Origin of the sequence: Streptomyces griseicoloratus (assembly GCF_014534645.1) — a bacterium.
GTDB lineage: Bacteria > Actinomycetota > Actinomycetes > Streptomycetales > Streptomycetaceae > Streptomyces > Streptomyces griseicoloratus.
On the sequence record NZ_JACVQF010000241.1, the window covers coordinates 94,358 to 114,477 of the forward strand.

Annotated in this window: 18 protein-coding genes; 10 read left to right on the plus strand and 8 right to left on the minus strand. The window is 73.0% G+C overall.

The window, feature by feature from the left end; translation table 11 throughout:
- Positions 1-38 precede the first annotated feature (38 nt).
- Both H0H10_RS39210 and H0H10_RS39215 read right to left on the minus strand, forming a co-directional pair.
- Positions 39-1,532: an alpha/beta hydrolase gene (locus tag H0H10_RS39210; RefSeq protein WP_188186012.1), complete on the minus strand. Its 1,494-nt coding sequence runs from the start codon at positions 1,530-1,532 to the stop codon at positions 39-41.
- A gap of 103 nt (positions 1,533-1,635) precedes the next feature.
- Positions 1,636-2,115 carry a cupin domain-containing protein gene (locus tag H0H10_RS39215; RefSeq protein WP_188186013.1) on the minus strand — a complete coding sequence of 160 codons (480 nt, stop codon included), beginning with the start codon at positions 2,113-2,115 and terminating at the stop codon, positions 1,636-1,638.
- Positions 2,116-2,497: 382 nt separating this feature from the next.
- Here H0H10_RS39215 and H0H10_RS39220 point away from each other — a divergent pair, with 382 nt between their 5' ends.
- From H0H10_RS39220 to H0H10_RS39235, 4 genes are read left to right on the plus strand one after another with little or no spacing between them, the layout of a single operon-like run.
- Positions 2,498-2,704 carry a hypothetical protein gene (locus H0H10_RS39220; protein WP_188186014.1) on the plus strand — a complete coding sequence of 69 codons (207 nt, stop codon included), beginning with the start codon at positions 2,498-2,500 and terminating at the stop codon, positions 2,702-2,704.
- Positions 2,701-2,916, plus strand: coding sequence for a hypothetical protein (locus H0H10_RS39225; protein WP_188186015.1), 216 nt, complete (start codon positions 2,701-2,703; stop codon positions 2,914-2,916). The genes H0H10_RS39220 and H0H10_RS39225 overlap by 4 nt, the downstream gene beginning before the upstream one ends.
- A 21-nt stretch (positions 2,917-2,937) precedes the next feature.
- Positions 2,938-3,684: a DNA repair protein RecO gene (gene recO / locus H0H10_RS39230; protein WP_188186016.1), complete on the plus strand. Its 747-nt coding sequence runs from the start codon at positions 2,938-2,940 to the stop codon at positions 3,682-3,684.
- 31 nt (positions 3,685-3,715) lie between these two features.
- The gene (locus H0H10_RS39235) at positions 3,716-4,549 is read left to right on the plus strand and encodes an isoprenyl transferase (RefSeq protein ID WP_188186017.1); all 834 of its coding nucleotides are present in this window, start codon (positions 3,716-3,718) and stop codon (positions 4,547-4,549) included.
- A gap of 48 nt (positions 4,550-4,597) precedes the next feature.
- Here H0H10_RS39235 and H0H10_RS39240 read toward each other — a convergent pair whose 3' ends face one another.
- The 4 genes from H0H10_RS39240 to H0H10_RS39255 form a co-directional block, all read right to left on the minus strand.
- Positions 4,598-5,017: a Fur family transcriptional regulator gene (locus H0H10_RS39240; RefSeq protein ID WP_188186018.1), complete on the minus strand. Its 420-nt coding sequence runs from the start codon at positions 5,015-5,017 to the stop codon at positions 4,598-4,600.
- A gap of 63 nt (positions 5,018-5,080) precedes the next feature.
- Positions 5,081-5,983, minus strand: a complete 903-nt coding sequence (locus tag H0H10_RS39245; protein WP_188186019.1) for a metal ABC transporter permease — start codon at positions 5,981-5,983, stop codon at positions 5,081-5,083.
- A 13-nt stretch (positions 5,984-5,996) separates the two neighbouring features.
- Complete coding sequence (locus H0H10_RS39250) at positions 5,997-6,767, minus strand: metal ABC transporter ATP-binding protein (protein WP_188186069.1); 771 nt, start codon at positions 6,765-6,767, stop codon at positions 5,997-5,999.
- A 22-nt stretch (positions 6,768-6,789) separates the two neighbouring features.
- Positions 6,790-7,773 carry a zinc ABC transporter substrate-binding protein gene (locus H0H10_RS39255; RefSeq protein ID WP_188186020.1) on the minus strand — a complete coding sequence of 328 codons (984 nt, stop codon included), beginning with the start codon at positions 7,771-7,773 and terminating at the stop codon, positions 6,790-6,792.
- A 138-nt stretch (positions 7,774-7,911) separates the two neighbouring features.
- On the opposite strand from H0H10_RS39255, the gene H0H10_RS39260 reads away from it, so the two are divergent.
- Positions 7,912-9,294: a glycine--tRNA ligase gene (locus H0H10_RS39260; RefSeq protein ID WP_188186021.1), complete on the plus strand. Its 1,383-nt coding sequence runs from the start codon at positions 7,912-7,914 to the stop codon at positions 9,292-9,294.
- A gap of 70 nt (positions 9,295-9,364) precedes the next feature.
- Here the strand turns inward: H0H10_RS39260 and H0H10_RS39265 are convergent, their stop codons facing one another.
- Positions 9,365-10,417: a chitinase gene (locus H0H10_RS39265; protein ID WP_188186022.1), complete on the minus strand. Its 1,053-nt coding sequence runs from the start codon at positions 10,415-10,417 to the stop codon at positions 9,365-9,367.
- Positions 10,418-10,580: 163 nt separating this feature from the next.
- Between H0H10_RS39265 and H0H10_RS39270 the strand changes: the two genes are divergently transcribed.
- The 4 genes from H0H10_RS39270 to H0H10_RS39285 all read left to right on the plus strand — a co-directional run bounded on the left by H0H10_RS39270 (position 10,581) and on the right by H0H10_RS39285 (position 17,383).
- Positions 10,581-11,585, plus strand: a complete 1,005-nt coding sequence (locus H0H10_RS39270) for an aldo/keto reductase (protein ID WP_188186023.1) — start codon at positions 10,581-10,583, stop codon at positions 11,583-11,585.
- A gap of 24 nt (positions 11,586-11,609) precedes the next feature.
- Positions 11,610-12,200: a TetR/AcrR family transcriptional regulator gene (locus H0H10_RS39275; protein ID WP_188186024.1), complete on the plus strand. Its 591-nt coding sequence runs from the start codon at positions 11,610-11,612 to the stop codon at positions 12,198-12,200.
- A gap of 122 nt (positions 12,201-12,322) precedes the next feature.
- Entirely contained in the window at positions 12,323-13,030 is a 708-nt protein-coding gene (locus H0H10_RS40415) for a hypothetical protein (RefSeq protein WP_223181096.1), read from the plus strand.
- 9 nt (positions 13,031-13,039) lie between these two features.
- Positions 13,040-17,383, plus strand: a complete 4,344-nt coding sequence (locus H0H10_RS39285) for a cation-translocating P-type ATPase (RefSeq protein ID WP_188186025.1) — start codon at positions 13,040-13,042, stop codon at positions 17,381-17,383.
- Between the two features lie 488 nt (positions 17,384-17,871).
- Here the strand turns inward: H0H10_RS39285 and H0H10_RS39290 are convergent, their stop codons facing one another.
- Positions 17,872-19,092 (minus strand): helix-turn-helix domain-containing protein, encoded by a 1,221-nt coding sequence (locus tag H0H10_RS39290; RefSeq protein WP_188186026.1) that lies wholly within the window; start codon positions 19,090-19,092, stop codon positions 17,872-17,874.
- Between the two features lie 247 nt (positions 19,093-19,339).
- On the opposite strand from H0H10_RS39290, the gene H0H10_RS39295 reads away from it, so the two are divergent.
- Entirely contained in the window at positions 19,340-20,101 is a 762-nt protein-coding gene (locus H0H10_RS39295) for a right-handed parallel beta-helix repeat-containing protein (protein ID WP_188186027.1), read from the plus strand.
- The last annotated feature ends 19 nt before the right edge of the window (positions 20,102-20,120 follow it).

Sequence of the window (20,120 nt, forward strand, 5' to 3'; positions counted from 1 at the left end):
CGGACCGCCGGCCGCGGCAGGCGCTCCGGAGGGGGCCGCTAGCGGCAGTACGTGTCCGTGTCCGGCCGCTCGCCGGTGGCCAGGAAGCGGGACACCGTACGGTCGCCGCAGGCGTTGCCGTTGGCGAGGTAGGCGTCGTGGCCCGTGGAGTCGACGGTGACCATGACGGCGCGTCGGCCGAGGGCCTGGCGGAGCTTCAGGGCGCCGGCGAGCGGGGTGGCGACGTCCCGCTCGTTCTGGACGAGCAGGATGTTGGAGGGTCCGCGGTCGGTGATCCGCACCGGAGCCTCGCGCGGAGGGTACGGCCAGGCCGCGCACAGCATCGCGTTGCGCGGCATGCCCGCCGTGAGCGGGTACTTGGCGCGGCTCGCGGCGACGTCCTTCTCGTACGCGGCCCCCGTGCGGGGCCAGGCGACGTCGTTGCACAGCGTCCCGGCGCCGACGGCGGCGACGTTCTGCAGCACCGGCTCCGGCGGGGCGGCCGGCGCGGGCGGCACCGTCCCCTGCTGGGCGGCCCGCATCAGCCGGGCGAGGGCGGGGTAGCGGCCGGGGGAGTAGAGGCTGTCCAGCATGGTCTGGCGCAGCACGTTGCCGTTGAGCTCCTCCGGGTTGGCGCCGGGCCAGGGGATCGGTTCGCGGTCGAGCCGGGCGGCCAGGCGCAGGAAGAGCGGGCGCACGTCGGCGGCCCGCCGGGCCACCCGGTCCGGGTTGCCGGGCGCGGAGGCCCAGGCGGCGAAGTGGGGGAAGGTGTCCTCCACGCCCTGCTCGTGCCCGGCGAGCCAGGCCCGGCTGACGCGGGCGGGGTCGGGGTCGTCGTTGCTGTCGAGGACGATGCGGTCGGTGCGGTGCGGGAACAACTGGCTGTAGACCGCGCCGACGTACGTCCCGTACGACACGCCCCAGGCGGAGAGCCTGCGCTCACCGAGCGCGGCCCGGACGCGGTCGATGTCGCGGGCCTCGTTGGCGGTGCTCAGGTGCCGGATCAGTTCGCCGCCGTTGCGGGCGCAGGCGTCCGCCATGCGCCGGGCGGTGTCGAGGTTCTCGTCCACCGAACCGTCCGGGGCGGGCCAGGGGCGGAGCCTGGAGGTGGCCAGGTCGCCGTGTTCCAGTCCGCAGTCGACGGCGGTGGAGGGCGCGAGCCCGCGCGGGGCGAACCCGACCAGGTCGTAGGCGTCCCGCACCTCCTGCGGGAGCTTCTGCCCCTTCTTCGAGGGGTCGTCGAGGCTGGAGCCGCCCGGTCCGCCGGGGATGAGGAGCAGGGTGCCCCTGCGGGCGGCGGGCTTCTCGCTGGGGATGCGGGAGACGGCGATGTCGATGTGCGGGCCGTCCGGGTCGGCGTAGTCCATCGGCACCCGGACGGTGGCGCACTGCTGGCGGGGGTCGGCGGCGGCGCTCTCGCAGGCCGTCCAGGCGAGTGTGTCGCGGCCGGGCGGTGCGGAGGCGGTGGCCGTCACGGGGACGGCGAGGCCGAGCAGGACGGCAAAGGCGCCGACGAGGGCGGTGTTGCGGCGGATACGCGTGCGCTGTGTCATGCGACGAGCCTCGCGGAACCCCTCGGCCCTCCCCATCCGGGCAACGGCCCCATTTCTCTTGGGGTTTACCCCAGGCAGGACCCTCCGGGCCGCCCCTGACCCGTCAGACGAAGAAGCTGTCGTGCCGCACCTGGAACTCCCGCAGTTCCTCACCGCCGCGCTGCGCGAACTCGGCGACACGCTCGAAGTACTCCTCGCGCGGAGCACCCGGTGAGAACAGCATCAGCATGGACACGGGGTCGTCGGTGTCGTTCTTGAAGGCGTGCAGTCCGCCGACCGGCACGTAGAGGAAGTCGCCCTGGCGGCCGGTGATCCAGCGGTCACCGTCGTAGAGCTGGACCTCGCCGGACAGGACGTAGAAGGACTCGGAGATGCTCCGGTGGAAGTGCGTCCTGGCGCCCGGTGCCCTGGGGCCCATGTCCACCTTGTAGAGCCCGAACTCGCCTCCGGTGGAGGCGTGGCTCGCGAGGTAGTGGGTCTCGGTGCCCCCGGGCGACACGATGTCGGGCGGTGTGCCGGCCCCTCGGAACACGGCGCTGATCTCACCGTTCTCGCCGAGGTAGCGCGGCTCGGGATACGACATGGGTGGTGCCCCCTTGTGTGAGTCGGTGGGGCGATTCTCGCGCACGGGGCCGTCCCCGGCGTCGTGCGGAAGATCGAGAGGGGATGGGGCGGAGGACGTAGGCCCGGTGACCGCGCGCCTGTCGCCTTCGCGGAGTAATCCGCATACCTGAGGTCGCTATTTCCCTGCCGGGTTTTCGAATGGCCCGCTCGAACTGCGCTCTGCGGGCGCCGGGCATGAATACCCGTGCGCCCTCTCCCGCGGCGCATTTCGTGAACCATTGGCCACGGCCAACCTTCCCGCGCTGACCTGGACTTGTAGTGCACGGACTCCTGCCGAGTGTAGGCGGGGAAGGGCATCATGGAGAGGCGAAGAGTGAAACCCGAAAAGAAGGGGGAGCAGGGTGGAGGAACGGCACTCGGCGGTCTGCGTCGAAGAAGCGGAGGAAACGGTGAAAGAATTGCGGGCGTTGCTCGCCAAGGCCGGAATTGCTTTGCCGTCGCTCGGGCTCGACCCGGTGAGTCTCGCCCGGGAGACGCCCTGCCCACTGGTGGAACTGGGGCGGTGTTCCGTCGCGACCGCGCAGCGACTCGCGGCGGTGCTGCGGTGAAGCCGTCGATCGGTTCGTACGTCGTGGACACCCGCTGCGGGAGGGTGGGGATCGTCATGGGGCACGAGGGTCCGTACGTCCAGCTGAGGCCGTTCGGGGGCGGACGGGAGTGGGACGCCGAGCCGGGTGTCGTGCGTCATGCCACCCCGGCCGAGCGGCTGAGCGCGGCGACGGCGTATGCCAACGCCCGCAGCCGCGGTGAGGTGCCTTGAACGTGGGCGACAATGGGTGCCATGAGTCTGTTCCGCGACGACGGCATCGTGCTGCGCACCCAGAAGCTGGGTGAGGCGGACCGGATCATCACCCTGCTCACGCGCGGTCACGGGCGGGTACGCGCCGTAGCGCGCGGCGTGCGGCGCACCAAGTCCAAGTTCGGGGCGCGGCTGGAGCCGTTCTCCCACGTCGACGTGCAGTTCTTCGCCAAGGGCAGCGAGCTGGTCGGGCGCGGCCTGCCGCTGTGCACGCAGAGCGAGACCATCGCGCCGTACGGCGGCGGGATCGTCACCGACTACGCGCGGTACACCGCCGGCACCGCCATGCTGGAGACCGCCGAGCGGTTCACCGACCACGAGGGCGAGCCCGCCGTGCAGCAGTACCTGCTGCTCGTCGGGGGGCTGCGGACGCTGGCCCGGGGCGAGCACGCGCCGGGCCTCGTCCTCGACGCGTTCCTGCTGCGCTCCCTCGCCGTCAACGGCTACGCCCCGACCTTCGGCGACTGCGCGAAGTGCGGCATGCCGGGACCGAACCGGTTCTTCTCGGTCGCGTCGGGCGGTTCCGTCTGCGCCGACTGCCGGGTGCCCGGCAGCGTCGTACCCTCGCCGCAGGCGCTGGAACTGCTCGGCGCGCTGCTCGCGGGGGACTGGGAGACCGCGGACGCCTCCGAGCCGCGGTACGTCCGCGAGGGCAGCGGGCTGGTGTCCGCGTACCTGCACTGGCACCTGGAGCGCGGGCTTCGCTCCCTGCGCTACGTAGAGAAGTAGACCGAAAGAACACCGAGGAGACGAGAGACACATGGCCGTACGCGGTTTCCTGGGGCGGCAGCGCCGGGACTACAGGACGCCGGAGCCGCACCCGTCCGGCGCGCGGCCCCCGAAGCTCCCCGGTGAGCTGGTCCCGCGGCATGTGGCGATCGTCATGGACGGCAACGGGCGCTGGGCCAAGGAGCGCGGCCTGCCGCGCACCGAGGGGCACAAGGTGGGCGCCGAGCGGGTGCTGGACGTCCTCCAGGGCGCGGTCGAGATCGGCGTGGAGAACATCTCCCTGTACGCCTTCTCCACCGAGAACTGGAAGCGGTCGCCGGACGAGGTGCGCTTCCTGATGAACTTCAACCGGGACTTCATCCGCAAGACCCGGGACCAGCTCGACGAGCTGGGCATCCGCGTGCGCTGGGTGGGCCGCATGCCCAAGCTGTGGAAGTCGGTGGCCAAGGAGCTGCAGGTCGCCCAGGAGCAGACGAAGGACAACGACCGGCTCACGCTCTACTTCTGCATGAACTACGGCGGCCGGGCCGAGATCGCCGACGCCGCACAGGCCCTCGCGGAGGACGTGCGGGCCGGCCGGCTCGACCCGTCGAAGGTGACCGAGAAGACCTTCGCGAAGTACCTCTACTACCCGGACATGCCGGACGTGGACCTGTTCCTGCGGCCCAGCGGTGAGCAGCGCACGTCCAACTACCTGCTGTGGCAGAGCGCCTACGCCGAGATGGTGTTCCAGGACGTGCTGTGGCCCGACTTCGACCGGCGTGACCTGTGGCGTGCGTGCCTGGAGTTCGCCTCGCGGGACCGGCGGTTCGGCGGGGCGATCCCGAACGAGGAACTGCTCGCCATGGAGGGCGGCCAGAAATGACGGAAGGCCCGGGGGCGAGCCCCCGGGCCTTCGGCCTGTACGGCAGACCTACCGGCCGTCGGCCTCCGCGCAGTCCGCGCAGGTGCCGAAGATCTCCACCGTGTGCGCCACGTTGACGTAGCCGTGTTCCGCGGCGATGGCCTCGGCCCACTTCTCCACGGCCGGGCCCTCGACCTCGACCGCCTTGCCGCAGGAGCGGCAGACGAGGTGGTGGTGGTGGTCGCCGCTGGAGCAGCGGCGGTAGACGGACTCGCCGTCGGCGGTGCGCAGGACGTCGACCTCGCCGGCGTCGGCGAGGGACTGCAGCGTGCGGTAGACCGTGGTGAGCCCGACCGAGTCGCCCTTGTGCTTGAGCATGTCGTGGAGCTCCTGCGCGCTGCGGAACTCCTCGACCTCTTCCAGAGCCGCCGCCACGGCGGCCCGCTGCCGGGTGGCGCGGCCCTTCACGGGCGGTCCAGCGGTGGTCACCGGTTGCCTCCTCACGTCTGCTCTGCCTGCCGGGGCCATTGTGCCAGCCCGGTCCGTCAGCGGTCAGACGCCGACCTCGTCCGCGGCCCCCCGGCTGGCCGGAATCGTGCACTCGGCGGGGTCCGCGGCGGGCCGCGCCGCGGCCGCCGCCCGCGCGCGCCGCCTGGCCAGCGGGGTCGCCAGCGCGGTGAGCAGGACGAAGGCGCCGATGGTGAGCAGCACGATCGTGGCGCCGGGCGGCACGTCCTGGTAGTAGGACGTCACCGTGCCGCCGATCGTCACGGTCACGCCGATCGCGACGGCGATCGCGAAGGTGGCGGCGAAGCTGCGGCTGAGCTGCTGGGCGGCCGCCACCGGGACCACCATCAGCGCGGACACCAGCAGCAGGCCGACGACGCGCATCGCCACGGTGACCGTCACGGCGGCCGTGACGGCCGTCAGCAGGTTCAGGGCGCGCACCGGCAGTCCGGTGACCCGCGCGAACTCCTCGTCCTGGCTGACCGCGAACAGCTGCCGGCGCAGCCCGAGGGTGACCAGGACCACGAACGCGGCCAGTGCGCAGATCGCGGTCACGTCCGACTCCGAGACCGTCGACAGCGATCCGAAGAGGTACGAGGTGAGGTTCGCGTTGGAACCGGTCGGCGCGAGGTTGATGAACATCACGCCGCCGGCCATGCCGCCGTAGAAGAGCATGGCGAGCGCGATGTCGCCGCGCGTCTTGCCGTACCAGCGGATCAGCTCCATGAGGACGGCGCCGAGGACGGAGACCAGGGTCGCCATCCACACCGGGGACCAGGAGAGCAGGAAGCCGAGGCCGACTCCGGTCATCGCCACGTGGCCGATGCCGTCGCCCATGAGGGCCTGGCGGCGCTGGACGAGGTAGATGCCGATCGCGGGGGCGGTGATGCCGACCAGGACGGCGGCGAGCAGGGCCCGCTGCATGAAGGCGTAGTTCAGGATTTCCATGGTGGTGGCCTTCTCAGCTCAGCAGTCCCGTGCGCAGCGGCTCGGCTTCGTGAGCCGCGTGCGGGTGGACGTGGTCGTGGCCGGGCAGGGCGTGCTGGCCGACCGCCTTCGGGGGCGGGCCGTCGTGCAGCACGCAGCCGTCGCGCAGGACGACCGCCCGGTCGATCAGGGGTTCCAGGGGGCCCAGCTCGTGCAGTACGAGCAGCACGGACGCGCCCTGCCCGACCTGCTCGCGCAGGGTCTCGGCGAGCACCTCCTGGCTGGCCAGGTCGACGCCCGCCATCGGCTCGTCCATGATCAGCAGTTCGGGTTCGGAGGCGAGGGCGCGGGCGATCAGCACCCGCTGGTGCTGGCCGCCGGAGAGCGCGCCCACGGCGTCCTTGGCCCGGTCCGCCATGCCGACGAGGTCCAGCGCGCGCCGTACGGCCTCGTGGTCGGCCCTGCGCAGCATGCCGAAGCGGGCCCGGGCGAGCCGGCCGGAGGAGACGACTTCCGTCACCGTCGCGGGCACCCCGCCGGCGGCCGTGGTGCGCTGCGGGACGTAGCCCACGCGCGCCCAGTCCCGGAAGCGGCGCCGCTCCGTGCCGAACAGCTCGATCTCGCCGGCCGCGACGGGCACCTGGCCGATGATGCTGCGCACGGCCGTCGACTTGCCTGAGCCGTTCGCGCCGAGCAGCGCGACGACCTCACCGCGGTGCACGGTGAGGTCGATGCCGCGCAGGACGGGGCGCGAGCCCAGCTCGGCGCGGACGCCGCGCATGGATATGACGGGCTCGCTCACGATGTCCTCCGTACTCACTTGCCGCTCACTTGGCGCCGAGAGCCGTCCTCAGCGCCTGGAGGTTGGCCTCCATGACCTGGATGTAGTCGTCGCCCTCGGACTTGTCGGTGATGCCCTCGAGCGGGTCGAGCACGTCGGTCTTCAGGCCCGCGTCCTCGGCCAGGGTCTTCGCGGTCTTGTCGGACACCAGTGTCTCGTAGAAGACGGTGGTGACGCCGTCGGCCTTCGCCTCCGTCTGGAGCTCCTTGATCCGGGCGGGGCTGGGCTCGCTCTCCGGGTCGAGGCCGGAGATGGCCTCCTGGGTCAGGCCGTAGCGCTCGGCGAGGTAGCCGAAGGCGGCGTGGTTGGTGAAGAAGACCTTGGTGTCGGTGTTCTTCAGCCCGTCCGTGAACGCCTTGTCGAGGTCACCGAGCTTGGCGACCAGCGCGTCGGCGTTCTTCCGGTAGTCCGCCGCGTGGTCCGGGTCGGCCTTCTCGAACGCCTTGGCGACGCCCTCGGCGACCTCGGAGTACTTCACCGGGTCGAGCCAGAGGTGCGGGTCGCGGGCGGGCTCCTCCTCCTCGGAGTGCTCCTCGGCGTGCTCCTCACCGGCGTGGGCGTCCTCGCCCCCGTGGCTGTGCTCGACGTCGCCGTGGTCCTCCAGGGCGGTCAGCGAGGCCGCGTCGATCTTGGTCTTGACGCCGGACTGGGAGACGGCCTCGTCGACGGCGGGCTGGAGGCTCTTGAGGTACAGCACCGCGTCCGCCTCGCCGAGTGCGGCGGTCTGCTTGGTGCTCAGCTCCAGGTCGTGCGGCTCCTGGCCGGGCTTGGTGAGGGTGGTGACGTTGACGTGCTCGCCGCCGATCTGCTCGGCGAGGAACTGCATGGGGTAGAACGACGCGACGACGTCGAACTTGTCGGTGTTGCCCGCCGCCGCGCTGTCGCTGGAGCAGGCGGAGAGGGCCCCGAGGCCGAGGGCGGTGGCCGCCGCGACCGCTATGCCGGATATGTGTCGTCGTCGTACGTTCATGACACTCATTTTCAACAAATCTGGAAACCGTTGTCAACAAGGGCCCGATTTGGTCGAGGGGCAGGCCGCGCCGGTAACCTGAAGCATTCGCTGGAAGCATCTCGCTTCGTCGCCCGTCGTCGTAATGAAGAGAGCACCGTGGCCGCCGACAAGATCGACACCATCGTCAGCCTGAGCAAGCGCCGTGGCTTCGTTTTCCCTTGTAGTGAGATCTACGGCGGTCAGCGTGCCGCCTGGGACTACGGGCCGCTGGGTGTCGAGCTCAAGGAGAACCTCAAGCGCCAGTGGTGGCGCTACATGGTGACGTCGCGCGAGGACGTCGTCGGTATCGACTCGTCCGTGATCCTGGCCCCCGAGGTGTGGGTGGCCTCCGGCCACGTCGCCACCTTCACGGACCCGCTGACGGAGTGCACCTCCTGCCACAAGCGGTTCCGCGCGGACCACCTGGAGGAGGCCTACGAGGAGAAGAAGGGGCACGCCCCCGAGAACGGCCTCGCGGACCTCAACTGCCCCAACTGCGGCAACAAGGGCACCTTCACCGAGCCCAAGCAGTTCTCCGGCCTGCTCTCCACCCACCTCGGCCCGACCCAGGACAGCGGCTCCATCGCCTACCTGCGGCCCGAGACCGCACAGGGCATCTTCACCAACTTCGCCCAGGTGCAGACCACTTCGCGCCGCAAGCCGCCGTTCGGCATCGCCCAGATGGGCAAGTCCTTCCGCAACGAGATCACGCCCGGCAACTTCATCTTCCGCACCCGCGAGTTCGAGCAGATGGAGATGGAGTTCTTCGTCAAGCCGGGCGAGGACGAGAAGTGGCAGGAGTACTGGATGGAGCAGCGCTGGAACTGGTACACCGGCCTGGGCCTGCGTGAAGAGAACATGCGGTGGTACGAGCACCCGAAGGAGAAGCTCTCCCACTACTCCAAGCGCACCGCCGACATCGAGTACCGCTTCCAGTTCGGCGGCAGCGAGTGGGGCGAGCTGGAGGGCGTCGCCAACCGCACCGACTACGACCTCTCCGCCCACGCCAAGGCCTCCGGCCAGGACCTCTCCTACTTCGACCAGGAGGCCGGCGAGCGCTGGACGCCGTACGTCATCGAGCCGGCGGCCGGTGTCGGCCGGGCGATGCTCGCCTTCCTGCTCGACGCCTACGTCGAGGACGAGGCGCCCAACGCCAAGGGCAAGATGGAGAAGCGGACCGTGCTGCGGCTCGACCACCGCCTGGCCCCGGTGAAGGTCGCGGTGCTCCCGCTGTCCCGCAACCCCGAGCTGTCCCCGAAGGCCAAGGGCCTCGCCCAGACGCTGCGGCAGAACTGGAACATCGAGTTCGACGACGCCGGCGCCATCGGCCGCCGCTACCGCCGCCAGGACGAGATCGGTACGCCGTTCTGCGTGACCGTCGACTTCGACACGCTCGACGACAACGCGGTGACCGTGCGTGAGCGCGACTCGATGAAGCAGGAGCGCGTCTCCCTCGACCAGATCGAGGGTTACCTGGCCGCGCGCCTGATCGGCTGCTGAAGCCGCTCGTTCGTAAACCCCGTACGGCCGCCGGTCCACCCGGCGGCCGTACGGCGTTCTTCAGCGACCTTCAGCGACCTTGCAGTGCCTTGACGTTGTCGCCGAAGGTCCAGTTCCTCGAGCCGTCCCAGTTGACGGACCAGGTCATCAGGCCCTTGAGGGCGCCCCGGTAGTGGTTCCAGGCCTGGGCGACCAGGGACGGGGACATGTGGCCGCCGCCCGCGCCGGGCTGTGCGGGCAGGCCCGGGACCTGCTTGTCGTACGGCACCCGGATCGTGGTGCCCTGGACGACCAGCCCCTTGTTCAGGCAGTCCGTCTGGGCGGTGAAGCCCTGCACCGTGCCGGCCGCGTAGGAGTCGCCGGAACAGCCGTACATGCTGCCGTTGTAGTACTGCATGTTCAGCCACCACAGGCGGCCGTTGTCGGCGTACTTCTTGATGATCGGCAGGTACGCGCCCCAGATCGAACCGTAGACGACGCTGCCGCCGGTGACGTAGGCGGTCTCCGGGGCCATGGTGAGGCCGAAGTTCGACGGCATGCGGGCCAGGATGCCGTCGATGATGCGGATCAGGTTGGCCTGGGACGTGGACGGCTGGTTGATGTTGCCGCTGCCGATGAGGCCGGTCTCGATGTCGATGTCGATGCCGTCGAAGTTGTACCTCTTCAGGATCGGCACGATCGTCTCGACGAAGCGGTCGGCGACGGCGGTGGAGCCGAGGTCGATGCCGGCCGTCGCCCCGCCGATGGAGAGCAGGATCGTCTGCCCGGCCGCCTTGGCGGCGCACATCTCCGCCGGGGTGGCCACCTTCACGCCCGTGTCCATGCCGTCCTCCCACAGCGCCGTGCCGTCGGAGCGGATGACGGGGAAGGCCGCGTTGATCACGTTGTAGCCGTGGGCGGCGATGCGGGAGTCGGTGACCGGGGTCCAGCCGAAGGGCGGGTGGACCCCGTTGGCGGCGCCGTCCCAGTTCTCCCAGTAGCCCTGGAGGACCTTGCCGGCCGGCTTCGACTTCACGGCGCAGGTGTCGGCGGCCGGGGCGGCCGATGCGGTGGTGGCCGCCAGTGGGGCGATGACGGCCGCCGCGAGCGCGGCGGCGGACAGACGGATTCCGCGGCGGATCATGCGGCTTGCCTCCCGGTGGGGTCGAGGTGGCGCGGACATGATGCGTGTCGTAGGCATGACAATCCTCTGGTCCAGACCTTTCGTCAAGGGTGTGCGCACATGGGTGACAGATGAATGGATGACAGTTATTGAAATCTGTCAGCTGTCATGTCAGGGTGGTGGCATGACGATGCACACACGCACCCTCGGAACCACCGGCCCCCAGATCTCCGCCCTCGGCCTCGGCTGCATGGGCATGTCCGCGCTGTACGGCGAGGCGGACCGCGCCGAGTCGATCGCCACCGTCCACGCCGCCCTCGAAGCGGGCGTGACCCTCCTCGACACCGGCGACTTCTACGGCATGGGCCACAACGAGATGCTGATCGGCGAGGCCCTGCGCACCGCCCCCGCCGCCCGCCGTGAACAGGCCCTGGTCAGCGTCAAGTTCGGCGCCCTGCGCGACCCCGACGGCGGCTGGTCGGGCTACGACGGCCGCCCCGCCGCCGTGAAGAACTTCGCCGCGTACTCCCTGCAGCGCCTCGGCGTCGACCACATCGACGTCTACCGGATCGCCCGCCTCGACCCGGACGTCCCGATCGAGGAGACGGTCGGCGCCATCGCCGAACTCGTCGAGAAGGGCTACGTACGGCACATCGGCCTCAGCGAGGTCGGCGCGGAGACCATCCGCAGGGCCGCCGCCACCGCTCCCGTCTCCGACCTGCAGATCGAGTACTCCCTCATCTCCCGCGGCATCGAGGACGAGATCCTGCCGGCCACCCGCGAACTGGGCATCGGCATCACGGCGTACGGCGTCCTGTCCCGTGGACTGATCTCCGGCCACTTCACCCCCGACCGGCAGCTCGCGGCGAACGACTTCCGCGCCCACTCACCGCGCTTCCAGGGCGAGAACCTGCGGCACAACCTCGACCTCGTCGAGGCGCTGCGGAAGATCGCCGAGCAGAAGGGCGTGACCGTGGCCCAGATCGCCATCGCCTGGGTGCTCTCCCGCGGCGAGGACATCGTGCCGCTGGTCGGCGCCCGCCGCCGCGACCGGCTCACCGAGGCACTCGGCGCCCTCGACGTGACCCTCGACGAGGCCGACCTCGCCGGGATCGAGCGGGCCGTCCCGGCCGGCGCCGCCGCCGGCGAGCGCTACCCGGCGGAGCAGATGGCCCACGTCGAGCGCTGACGGGCGCCGGGTACGGTCTAGGCCATGGCACCGACCTCCGAGACCCTGACCGCCGAGCGCATCCTCGAAGCGACCGAGGAGGTGCTGCGCCGCCACGGCCCGGCCAAGGCCACCGTGGTCGACGTGGCCCGCGCGCTCGGCGTCAGCCACGGCAGCGTCTACCGGCACTTCCGTACCAAGGCGGCGCTGCGCGAGGCGGTCACCAAGCGGTGGCTGGACCGCACCTCCGAGGCCCTGTCCGGGATCGCCGCCGACGACCGCGACCCGGAGGGCCGGCTGCGGGACTGGCTGCGGACCCTGTTCGAGGCCAAGCGCCGCAAGGCCGGCCTGGACCCCGAACTGTTCGCCACCTACCGGGTGCTGACCGACGAGAACGGCACGGTGGTCGGCGAACACCTCGCCGACCTGACCGCCCAGCTCACCCGGATCGTCCGGGCCGGCGCCGAGGCCGGCACCTTCGCCGCCCCCGACCCCGAGGCCGCCGCCCGCGCGGTCTTCCACGCCACGGGACGCTTCCACGACCCGTGCCACGCGCACGAGTGGGAGCGGCCCGGTGTGGAAGAGGAGTTCACGGCCGTCGTCGACCTCCTCGTACGGGGACTGCGGGCGCCCTAGGCGAGGCCGGTCACGGTCCCCGCCGACATCGGCGGGATGACCGCCCGAAGTGCGGGAACCCGAGTTAATGCGGAAGGTGATGTTCCCAGGGTTTCCACAGTTCGCACAGGGCGAGGACAGTCATGGCTGAGCAGAAGTCGGCGCAGACGCTCCCGCGGCCGTTGAGCACGGTCGCGTCGGTGCTGCGGAAGGTGCCCGGCGCCGGGACGGTGGGCAGGACCGCCGAGGGTGCGCTGGACAGGATCGGGGCCGTGTCGCCGCGAGGGCGACGGCTGATCGTGTACACCGGGGCCGGCGTGCTGGGCGTCGCCGGGCTCGTCGAATGGCCCATCGCGCTCACCGGAGCGGCGGTGGCCTGGCTGACGCAGCCCCGGCCGCAGGAGTCAACGGCCGCCCGGACCGCGCAGGCGGTGGGCGAGGGGGAGCGCGCCGCCACGGGCGAGGAGGAGAAGGCCGGGGCGGAGAAGGCCGCGCAGGAGAGCCCCGCGCAGGAGAGCCCCGCGCGGAAGAGCACCGCCAAGAAGAGCACGGCCCGCAAGAGCACCGCGCAGAAGAGCGCCGGGACGCAAGCGGCCGCCCGGAAGAGCCCGGCCCGCAAGAGCACGGCCCAGGGCCCGGCCACGAAGAGCACCGCGCGGAAGAGCACGGCGAAGAAGACCGCCTCCGCCGCCAGGACCACGTCCTCCAGGACCGCGTCCACGGCCAAGGCGTCCCCCGGCCGGACCAAGACCCAGTCGGCAACCAAGGCGTCATCCGGTCGGCCCAGCGCTTCGGCCGGGAGCAGGAGCCGGAAGACGGCCTCCGCGTCGCGTTCGGGAAAGGCGGGCTGAGAGACAGAGATGGCCGGCGGACTTCTGACGCGTTCCCAGGGCGCCGCCGCCGCACTGGTCCTGGCCGGACCCCGGCTGCTCGCGCGGGGCACCGCGCCGGCGGTCGGCGCGGCGGCCGGTGCCGTCGCGGGCACGGCACGGGCCGGAGTGCGCAGCGCGGACTTCGCGGCGCGGGCGGCACGGGTCGCCCGCGCCGCGCTGCCGGGCGGCACCCGGGACTGGCGGGCCGGCCGGCGGGCGCACCTCGCGCTCGTACCGGCCGCGGCGGACAAGGTGCGGCGCGCGGGCGGCACGGCGCGGGTGGCACGGAGGGTGGCGGCGGCACTGGCCGAACACCCGGACGTGGCGCTCGCCTACTGGGACCCCGGACTGGCCCGGCTGGTGGTGACCGCGACCGAGGACGAGGTCACCGACCGGGTCGTGGACCGGGCGACCGCACTCGCCGAGCGGCACGGGCTGACCCGGGCCGACGAGCAGGTCGAGGAACTGACCCACCCCGGCGACCCCGCCTCGGTGCGCGCCGCGGCGGCGACCCTCGGCGCCGACGTGCTCGGCATCGCCGCCGCCCTGACCGGTTCCGCCCTGCGACTGCCGGCCTCGCCCCGCCTGGTCACCGCCGTGGCGACGCTGCTGCGCGAGAACCCCACCTTCCGGTCCTGGCTGCGCGGCAGGCTCGGCATCCACCGCATGGACGTCGTCCTCGCCGCCGCCAACGCCGCCGTGCACGGCGCCGGCCAGAGCCCGACCTCGCTGGTGCTCGACGGGGCGCTGCGTGTCTGCCAGCTCGCGGAGGCGGTGGCGCGGACGGCCACCTTCGAGGTCGTGCACGACCAGCTGTGCGCCCCCGGCCGGGGCAGCCTGCCCGCCGACCCCGCACTGCGCCCGCCGCTGCGCTCCTCCCCGGCCCAGGCGTACGCCGCCCACGCCTCGACCGGCAGCGTGGCGGGCGCGGTGGCCACCCTGCTCGTCAAGCACGACGTCGCCGAGGCCGCGGAGGCGGTGCTCGCCGGCTCGCCCAAGGCGGCCCGCTACGGCCCCGCCGCCTTCCACGCCGTCCTCAGCGGCGCCCTGTCGCGCACCGGCGTACTGGTGCGGGACCCGGAGCGGCTGCGGCAACTGGAGATGGCCGCCACCGTCGTCCTGCACCCCAGCGCGCTGCGGCTCCCCGAGGGGGGCGACCCGTGGGCCGAGGACGTTCTGGACGCGGCACGGCGCGCGGGCCTGCGCGTGGTCATGGTGCAGGACCCGGCGCTGGCCGACTTCACCGGCCTCGCCGACCAGGTGGTGAGCGCCGGGCGGCCGCTGCGGGAGGTGGTGGACGACCTGCGTGCCGAGGGCGGCGTCGTCACCGTCGTACGGCCCCGGCCCGGCGACGACGGCACGGTGCTCGAAGGACTGCTCGGCGGTGACGTCGCCGTGGCGCTCGCCGACGCCGACAGCCCGGTGGTGTGGGGCGCGGACCTGCTCGCCCCGCACGGCCTGGCCGACGTGTGGCGGGTGCTGCGGGCGGTGCCGGCGGCGCGCCGGGTCGGCCACCGGTCCCAGACGCTGGCCCGGTCCGGGGCCGCGCTGTCCGGGCTGCTGGTGGCCATCGGCGAGGCGCGGGAGGGGAAGGGCGGCGGACCCTCGGCGCTGCCGGGGCTGCGGCACGCGCCGGTGGACGCCGCGGCGGCGGCGTCCCTGCTCTCCGGTACCCGCGCCGCCCTCGGCGTGGCGGCGGCCCGCGCCCCCCGGCCCCGGCCGCGGGTGGCGTGGCACGCGCTGGACCCGGCCGGCGTACGGGAACGGCTGGAGCGGCAGAAGGAACCGGAGCCGTCCGCCACCGAACAGCTGACGGCCCGGCTGCGGGCGGCGGCCGGCCGGGCGGGCCGGCAGCCCGCGCTCGCCCCGCTGAAGTGGACCTGGCAGCTCGGCCAGGCGGTCCGCGGCGAACTCGACGACCCGCTGACGCCCGTGCTCGCGGTCGGCTCGGCGGCGGAGGCGATCCTCGGCTCGGTCATGGACGCCCTGCTCGTCGTCGGCGCCCTCGACCTGAACGCTCTCGTCGGCGGCTTCCAGCGGCTGCGGGCCGAGCGGGCGCTGGCCGGGCTGCTCGCACAGCAGAAGCAGAAGGCGCGGGTCGCCGAGGAGGAGTCGCACGACGCGGCGGCCGGGCTGCGCGTCGTGGACGCCGCCAAGCTGCATCCCGGCGACATCATCGAACTCGACGCGGACGACGTCGTGCCCGCCGACGCCCGGCTGCTGTGGGAGGACGGCCTGGAGGTCGACGAGTCCGCGCTGACCGGCGAGTCCCTGCCGGTGGACAAGTCCGTGGACCCGGCGCCGCGCGCCCCCGTGGCCGAGCGGCACTGCATGGTCTTCGAGGGCACGACCGTCGTCGCCGGGCGGGCCCAGGCGGTCGTCGTGGACATCGGCGACCACACCGAGGCCGCCCGCGCCGTCTCGCTCGCCGCCCGCACCCCGGCCGCCGCCGGGGTCCAGGCCCGGCTGCAGGAGCTGACCCGCAAGGCGCTGCCGCTGACCCTGGCGGGCGGCGCCGCGGTGACCGGTCTGTCGCTGCTGCGCGGGACGCCCGTCCGGCAGGCCGTCAGCGGCGGTGTGTCGGTGGCGGTGGCCGCGGTGCCCGAAGGGCTGCCGCTGGTGGCGACGGTGGCACAGCTGGCGGCGGCCCGGCGGCTCGGCCGGCGCGGCGTCCTCGTGCGCACCCCGCGCACGCTGGAGGCGCTGGGCCGCATGGACACCATGTGCTTCGACAAGACCGGCACGCTCACCGAGAACAAGCTGCGGCTGGTGAAGGTCTCCGCCGCCGACGGCACGGTCCACAAGCTCGGCGCGCCTCAGGCGGCCGAGGCGGTACGGGTCGCGGCCCGCGCCTGCCCCCGGCTGAACGGCGAGGCCACCGGCCGGCCCACGCACGCCACCGACGAGGCCGTCCTGGACGCCGCCGGGGACGACCCGGGGTGGCGGCAGGAGGAGGGCCTGCCCTTCGAGACGTCCCGCGGCTACGCCGCCGCCGTCGGCAGGGACGGGGACGGCACGCCCGTGCTGGTGGTCAAGGGCGCGCCGGAGACCGTGCTGCCGGCCTGCGCCGGACTGCCGGACGTCGCCGCCGACGCGGCGCACGCCCTCGCCCGTGACGGGCTGCGCATCATCGCGGTGGCGCAGCGGCCCCTGACGGACGGTGAGGATCCGGCGCAGGCCCTGGAACAGCCGCCCGCCAAGCTGGAGTTCACCGGTCTGCTGGCGCTCGCGGACGTGGCCCGCGAGACGTCCCCCGCGCTGGTGCGCGGGCTGCGCGAGGCGGGCGTACGGCCGGTGGTGCTGACCGGCGACCATCCGCAAACCGCCCGTGCCATCGCCATGGACCTGGGCTGGCCCGAGGACGCGACCGTGGTCACCGGCGACGAACTCGCCGCCGCCGACCGGTCGGCCCGCTCCGGCCTGCTGCGCGACGCCGATGTCGTGGCCCGGGTGGCGCCCGAGCAGAAGCTCCAGGTCGTCGAGTCGCTGCGGGACGCCGGGCGGGTCGTCGGCATGGTCGGCGACGGCGCCAACGACGCCGCCGCCATCCGCGCGGCCGACATCGGCGTCGGCATCAACGCCCGCGGTTCGGCCGCCGCCCGCAACGCCGCGGACCTGGTCGTCACCGGGGACGACCTGCTGGTCCTCGTCGAGGCGGTGCGCGAGGGCCGGGCCCTGTGGCACAGCGTCGCCGACGCCATCGCCATCCTGATCGGCGGCAACGCGGGCGAGGTCGGCTTCGGCCTCCTCGGCACCGTCCTCGGCGGCGCCGCACCGCTGTCCACCCGTCAGATGCTGCTGGTCAACCTCTTCACCGACCTGTTCCCCGCGATGGCGGTGGCGGTGACGTCGACCCCGAAGACGGACGGCGAGGAGGAGGACCCCGACGCGGGCGCGCCGCTCGGTACTGCGGTCCTCGGCGAGCCGCTGATCCGCCAGATCCGGCACCGGGCGCTGACCACGTGCCTGGGCGCCACCGCGGCCTGGCTGTTCGGCCGGTTCACCCCGGGCAGGGCCCGCCGCTCGACGACGATGGGCCTGTGCGCGGTGGTCGGCACCCAGCTCGCCCAGACTCTGGCCGACCGGCGGGGCAGCTCCCTGGTGCAGGTCACGTCGCTCGGCTCCGCGGCCGCGCTGGTCGCCCTGGTCCAGACCCCGGGCGCCAGCCAGCTCTTCGGCTGCACCCCGCTCGGCCCGCTCGCCTGGGCCGGCGTCGCCGTGGCGATCGTCCTCGCCCTGCTGGGCCAGCGGGCCCTGCCCCGCCTGGAGGAAACGATCACCAAACACTGGCCCACGCTCTCCGACCGCCTCCCGACCCTGGGCCCCTCCTGACGGCTCCCACCCAACGCGCGAACGCCTCGCGCGCACCGTGCCGGAGGCCGCCCGGACGCGCGCCCCGACGCCCCGAGAATGCCTCCCCCGGCCCGCGCCGGTGTCCCGGGTGCCGGTTCTCGCCGGCGCCGCTCACTCGGGCCGTTCACCGGCGGTGGCCGACCGGTCCGTGATCCTGGGGCCCGGGTGACGGGCTCCCGGCCCGGCGTGCGACGCCTGACACCCACCGCGCCGGAGGCGCACGGAGGCGTGCCTCGACGCGTTGAGACCGCCTGCGGCCCGCCGGTGTCCGGGGCGCCCGTCCCCACGGGCGGCCGGTCACCCGTGCCGATGGGTGGCGGTGGCCCGTCTGCTCCCGGCCGTCGGGCTCGCGTGGCGGGCACCTGCCCGGTGTGCGAACGCCTCGCGCGTCCCGGGCCCTGGGGTGGTGAGGCCGTCTCCCGTGGCCCGCGCCGGTGTCCGGGGTGCCGACCCCGTCGGGTGGTCGGTCAGCCCGGGCCGATCAGGAACACCTGCCGGGACGAGACGGCCGAGGAGGCCCTGGTGTTCGCGCAGGGCTCCACGACGGCCACCGCCCCGAGCTCGTCCGCGTCCCCGCGGATGCCCACGCACATGCCGTCCCGCTGTTCCGGCCGCAGCCGCCAGCCGTCCCCGCCCTCGGCCCGCTCGATGCGGAAGAGCTGGGAGCGGCCTGGAGCGGCGCAGTTGTTCCAGGGTTCGAGCATGTTCCGGAAGGCGCCGTCGTCCAGGACGGTGAGGCAGCCGGTGTCCTCCACCGGGTGGTCCCACTGGATGCGGTACGTCCCGTCGTCCGCCTTCAGCAGGTGTGTCTCCGGCGGTACGGCCTCGCCGCACGGCCGTTGCACCGCGACCACCTTGGACTCGCCGCTCTCGGCGCGCACCTGACCATCGGTCAGGCACAAGCCGGACGCCCGGACCGGCCGGATCCGCGACAGTCCGGGCGCGGGGCCCGGCCGTGCGGGACCGGCGTCCGGGCTCGTTGCGGCCTCCGGCGTCTGCCATGCCCCCGCCGCCTCGGACGCCCCCGACCGGCCGGCCGTCACCGTCGGCCCCCGGTCGCCCGTGTCCCCGGTGGCCGGGGGATTCCCGTCCTCCGGGAACAGCACCAAGGCACCGATGACCAGCAGGGCAACCGTGCTGAGCGAGGCCACGGCGGCGAGGGAGGCGGTACGGGTGCGACTGCCGGCGTCGTCGGTGTGCCGACCGGACGGCTTGCGGGCGTCGGGCGACCCGGCGGAAGTCATGGACTCCGCGGCGTGCGCGGCCCCCGTGGCTTCCGCAGGGCCGGTGGAGCCCGCGGGCCCTGCGGACCCCTCGGCCCCCTCGAAGCCGTCAGGCCCCTCGGAGCCGTCTGACCCCGCAGGCCCCACGGACGCCGCGCCCTCGCGTTCCGAGTCCGATGCCGAGGCCAGCCGTTCCCGGGCCGCCAGCCACAGGGACGCGTCGCCCTCCGCCCCGCAGGCCCGGACGAGCGCGGTGACGAGTTCGGCGCGCGGCAGCGCCTCCCGCCGCAGGACGTCCGCGACGGTGCTGCGGGCGAGGACGTCACCCCGCTCGGCGGCCTTCTGCTCCAGCTGACGGTAGGTCAGCCCACTGCGCTCCTTGAGCCGCCGCAGCAGAGCGACGAACTCGGCCGGGGTGCGCGCGGCCCCTGGATCTAACTCCCCGGTGCCCCGCTTGATCGTCATGCGGTCATTGTGATCCCGGTCGTCACGGCCGACAACCCCCGTCCCGGCCACGTCGCGAGGCCCCCGCCGTACCGCCCGGACAAGTGCTGACCAGCCAGGACATCAACGCCCCTGTCCCGGACAGCCGAAACCGTTGCCGGACAGGACCCCGCGGCCCAGTCTCGTTGGCGGCGCGACGGCCGGACCCACGGGGGTGGACCGGCCGCGCGCCCCGCACACCGCCGACGCCCCGAAGAGGAGCCACCACATGCGTACGCACGCCCCGCACATCCGCACCCGCACCCGCCTCGCCCAGAACGCGTTGCTCACCGGCGCCCTCGGGGGAGCGCTGGTGCTGGCCGGCCTGGCGGAACCGAGCTGGGCCGCCACATCCGCCGCGAAGTACCCGGGCCAGGTGAAGTGCCCCAAGGGCGACTACCAGCTCTGCATCGACGGCGGCCCCGGCGGCTTCACCATCAAGGGCAGGACGTTCTCCGGCCACGCCAACGCCATCCTGCTGCGCAACGTCTCGAACGTCACCGTCTCGGGCAACACCTTCAAGAACCTCAGCGGCAGCACCGGCTTCGCCGGGGTCCACGTGCAGAACTCCTCCGGCATCAAGATCCGGAACAACACCTTCTCCGGGCTCCGCAACGGCGGCAAGATGCACGGGGTCTACATGGTCAGGACCTCGGGCAGCACCATCACCGGCAACACGTTCTCGTCCATCAGCGGCGACCCCGTCCGCATCCGCAACGCCAGCAGCCGCAACACCGTGAGCGACAACACCTTCACCAAGTCCGGCACCTACGCCCTCTTCAGCGAGTGGGGCCGGCTGGAGAAGGGCGAGACCTGCGGCCGCGACAACGTCTTCAAGAACAACAAGTACGCCCCCGGCGGCTACGGCGGAAAGAAGATCAGCCTCATCAAGTGGGGCGGCCTCGGCGGCGGCAGCACCGGCATCGAGCTCGACTGGAACCGCTGCAAGAAGGCGAGCATCGTCAACAAGGGCGGCAACAAGAAGCTCTGACCGGCAGCGGGCCGGCCCG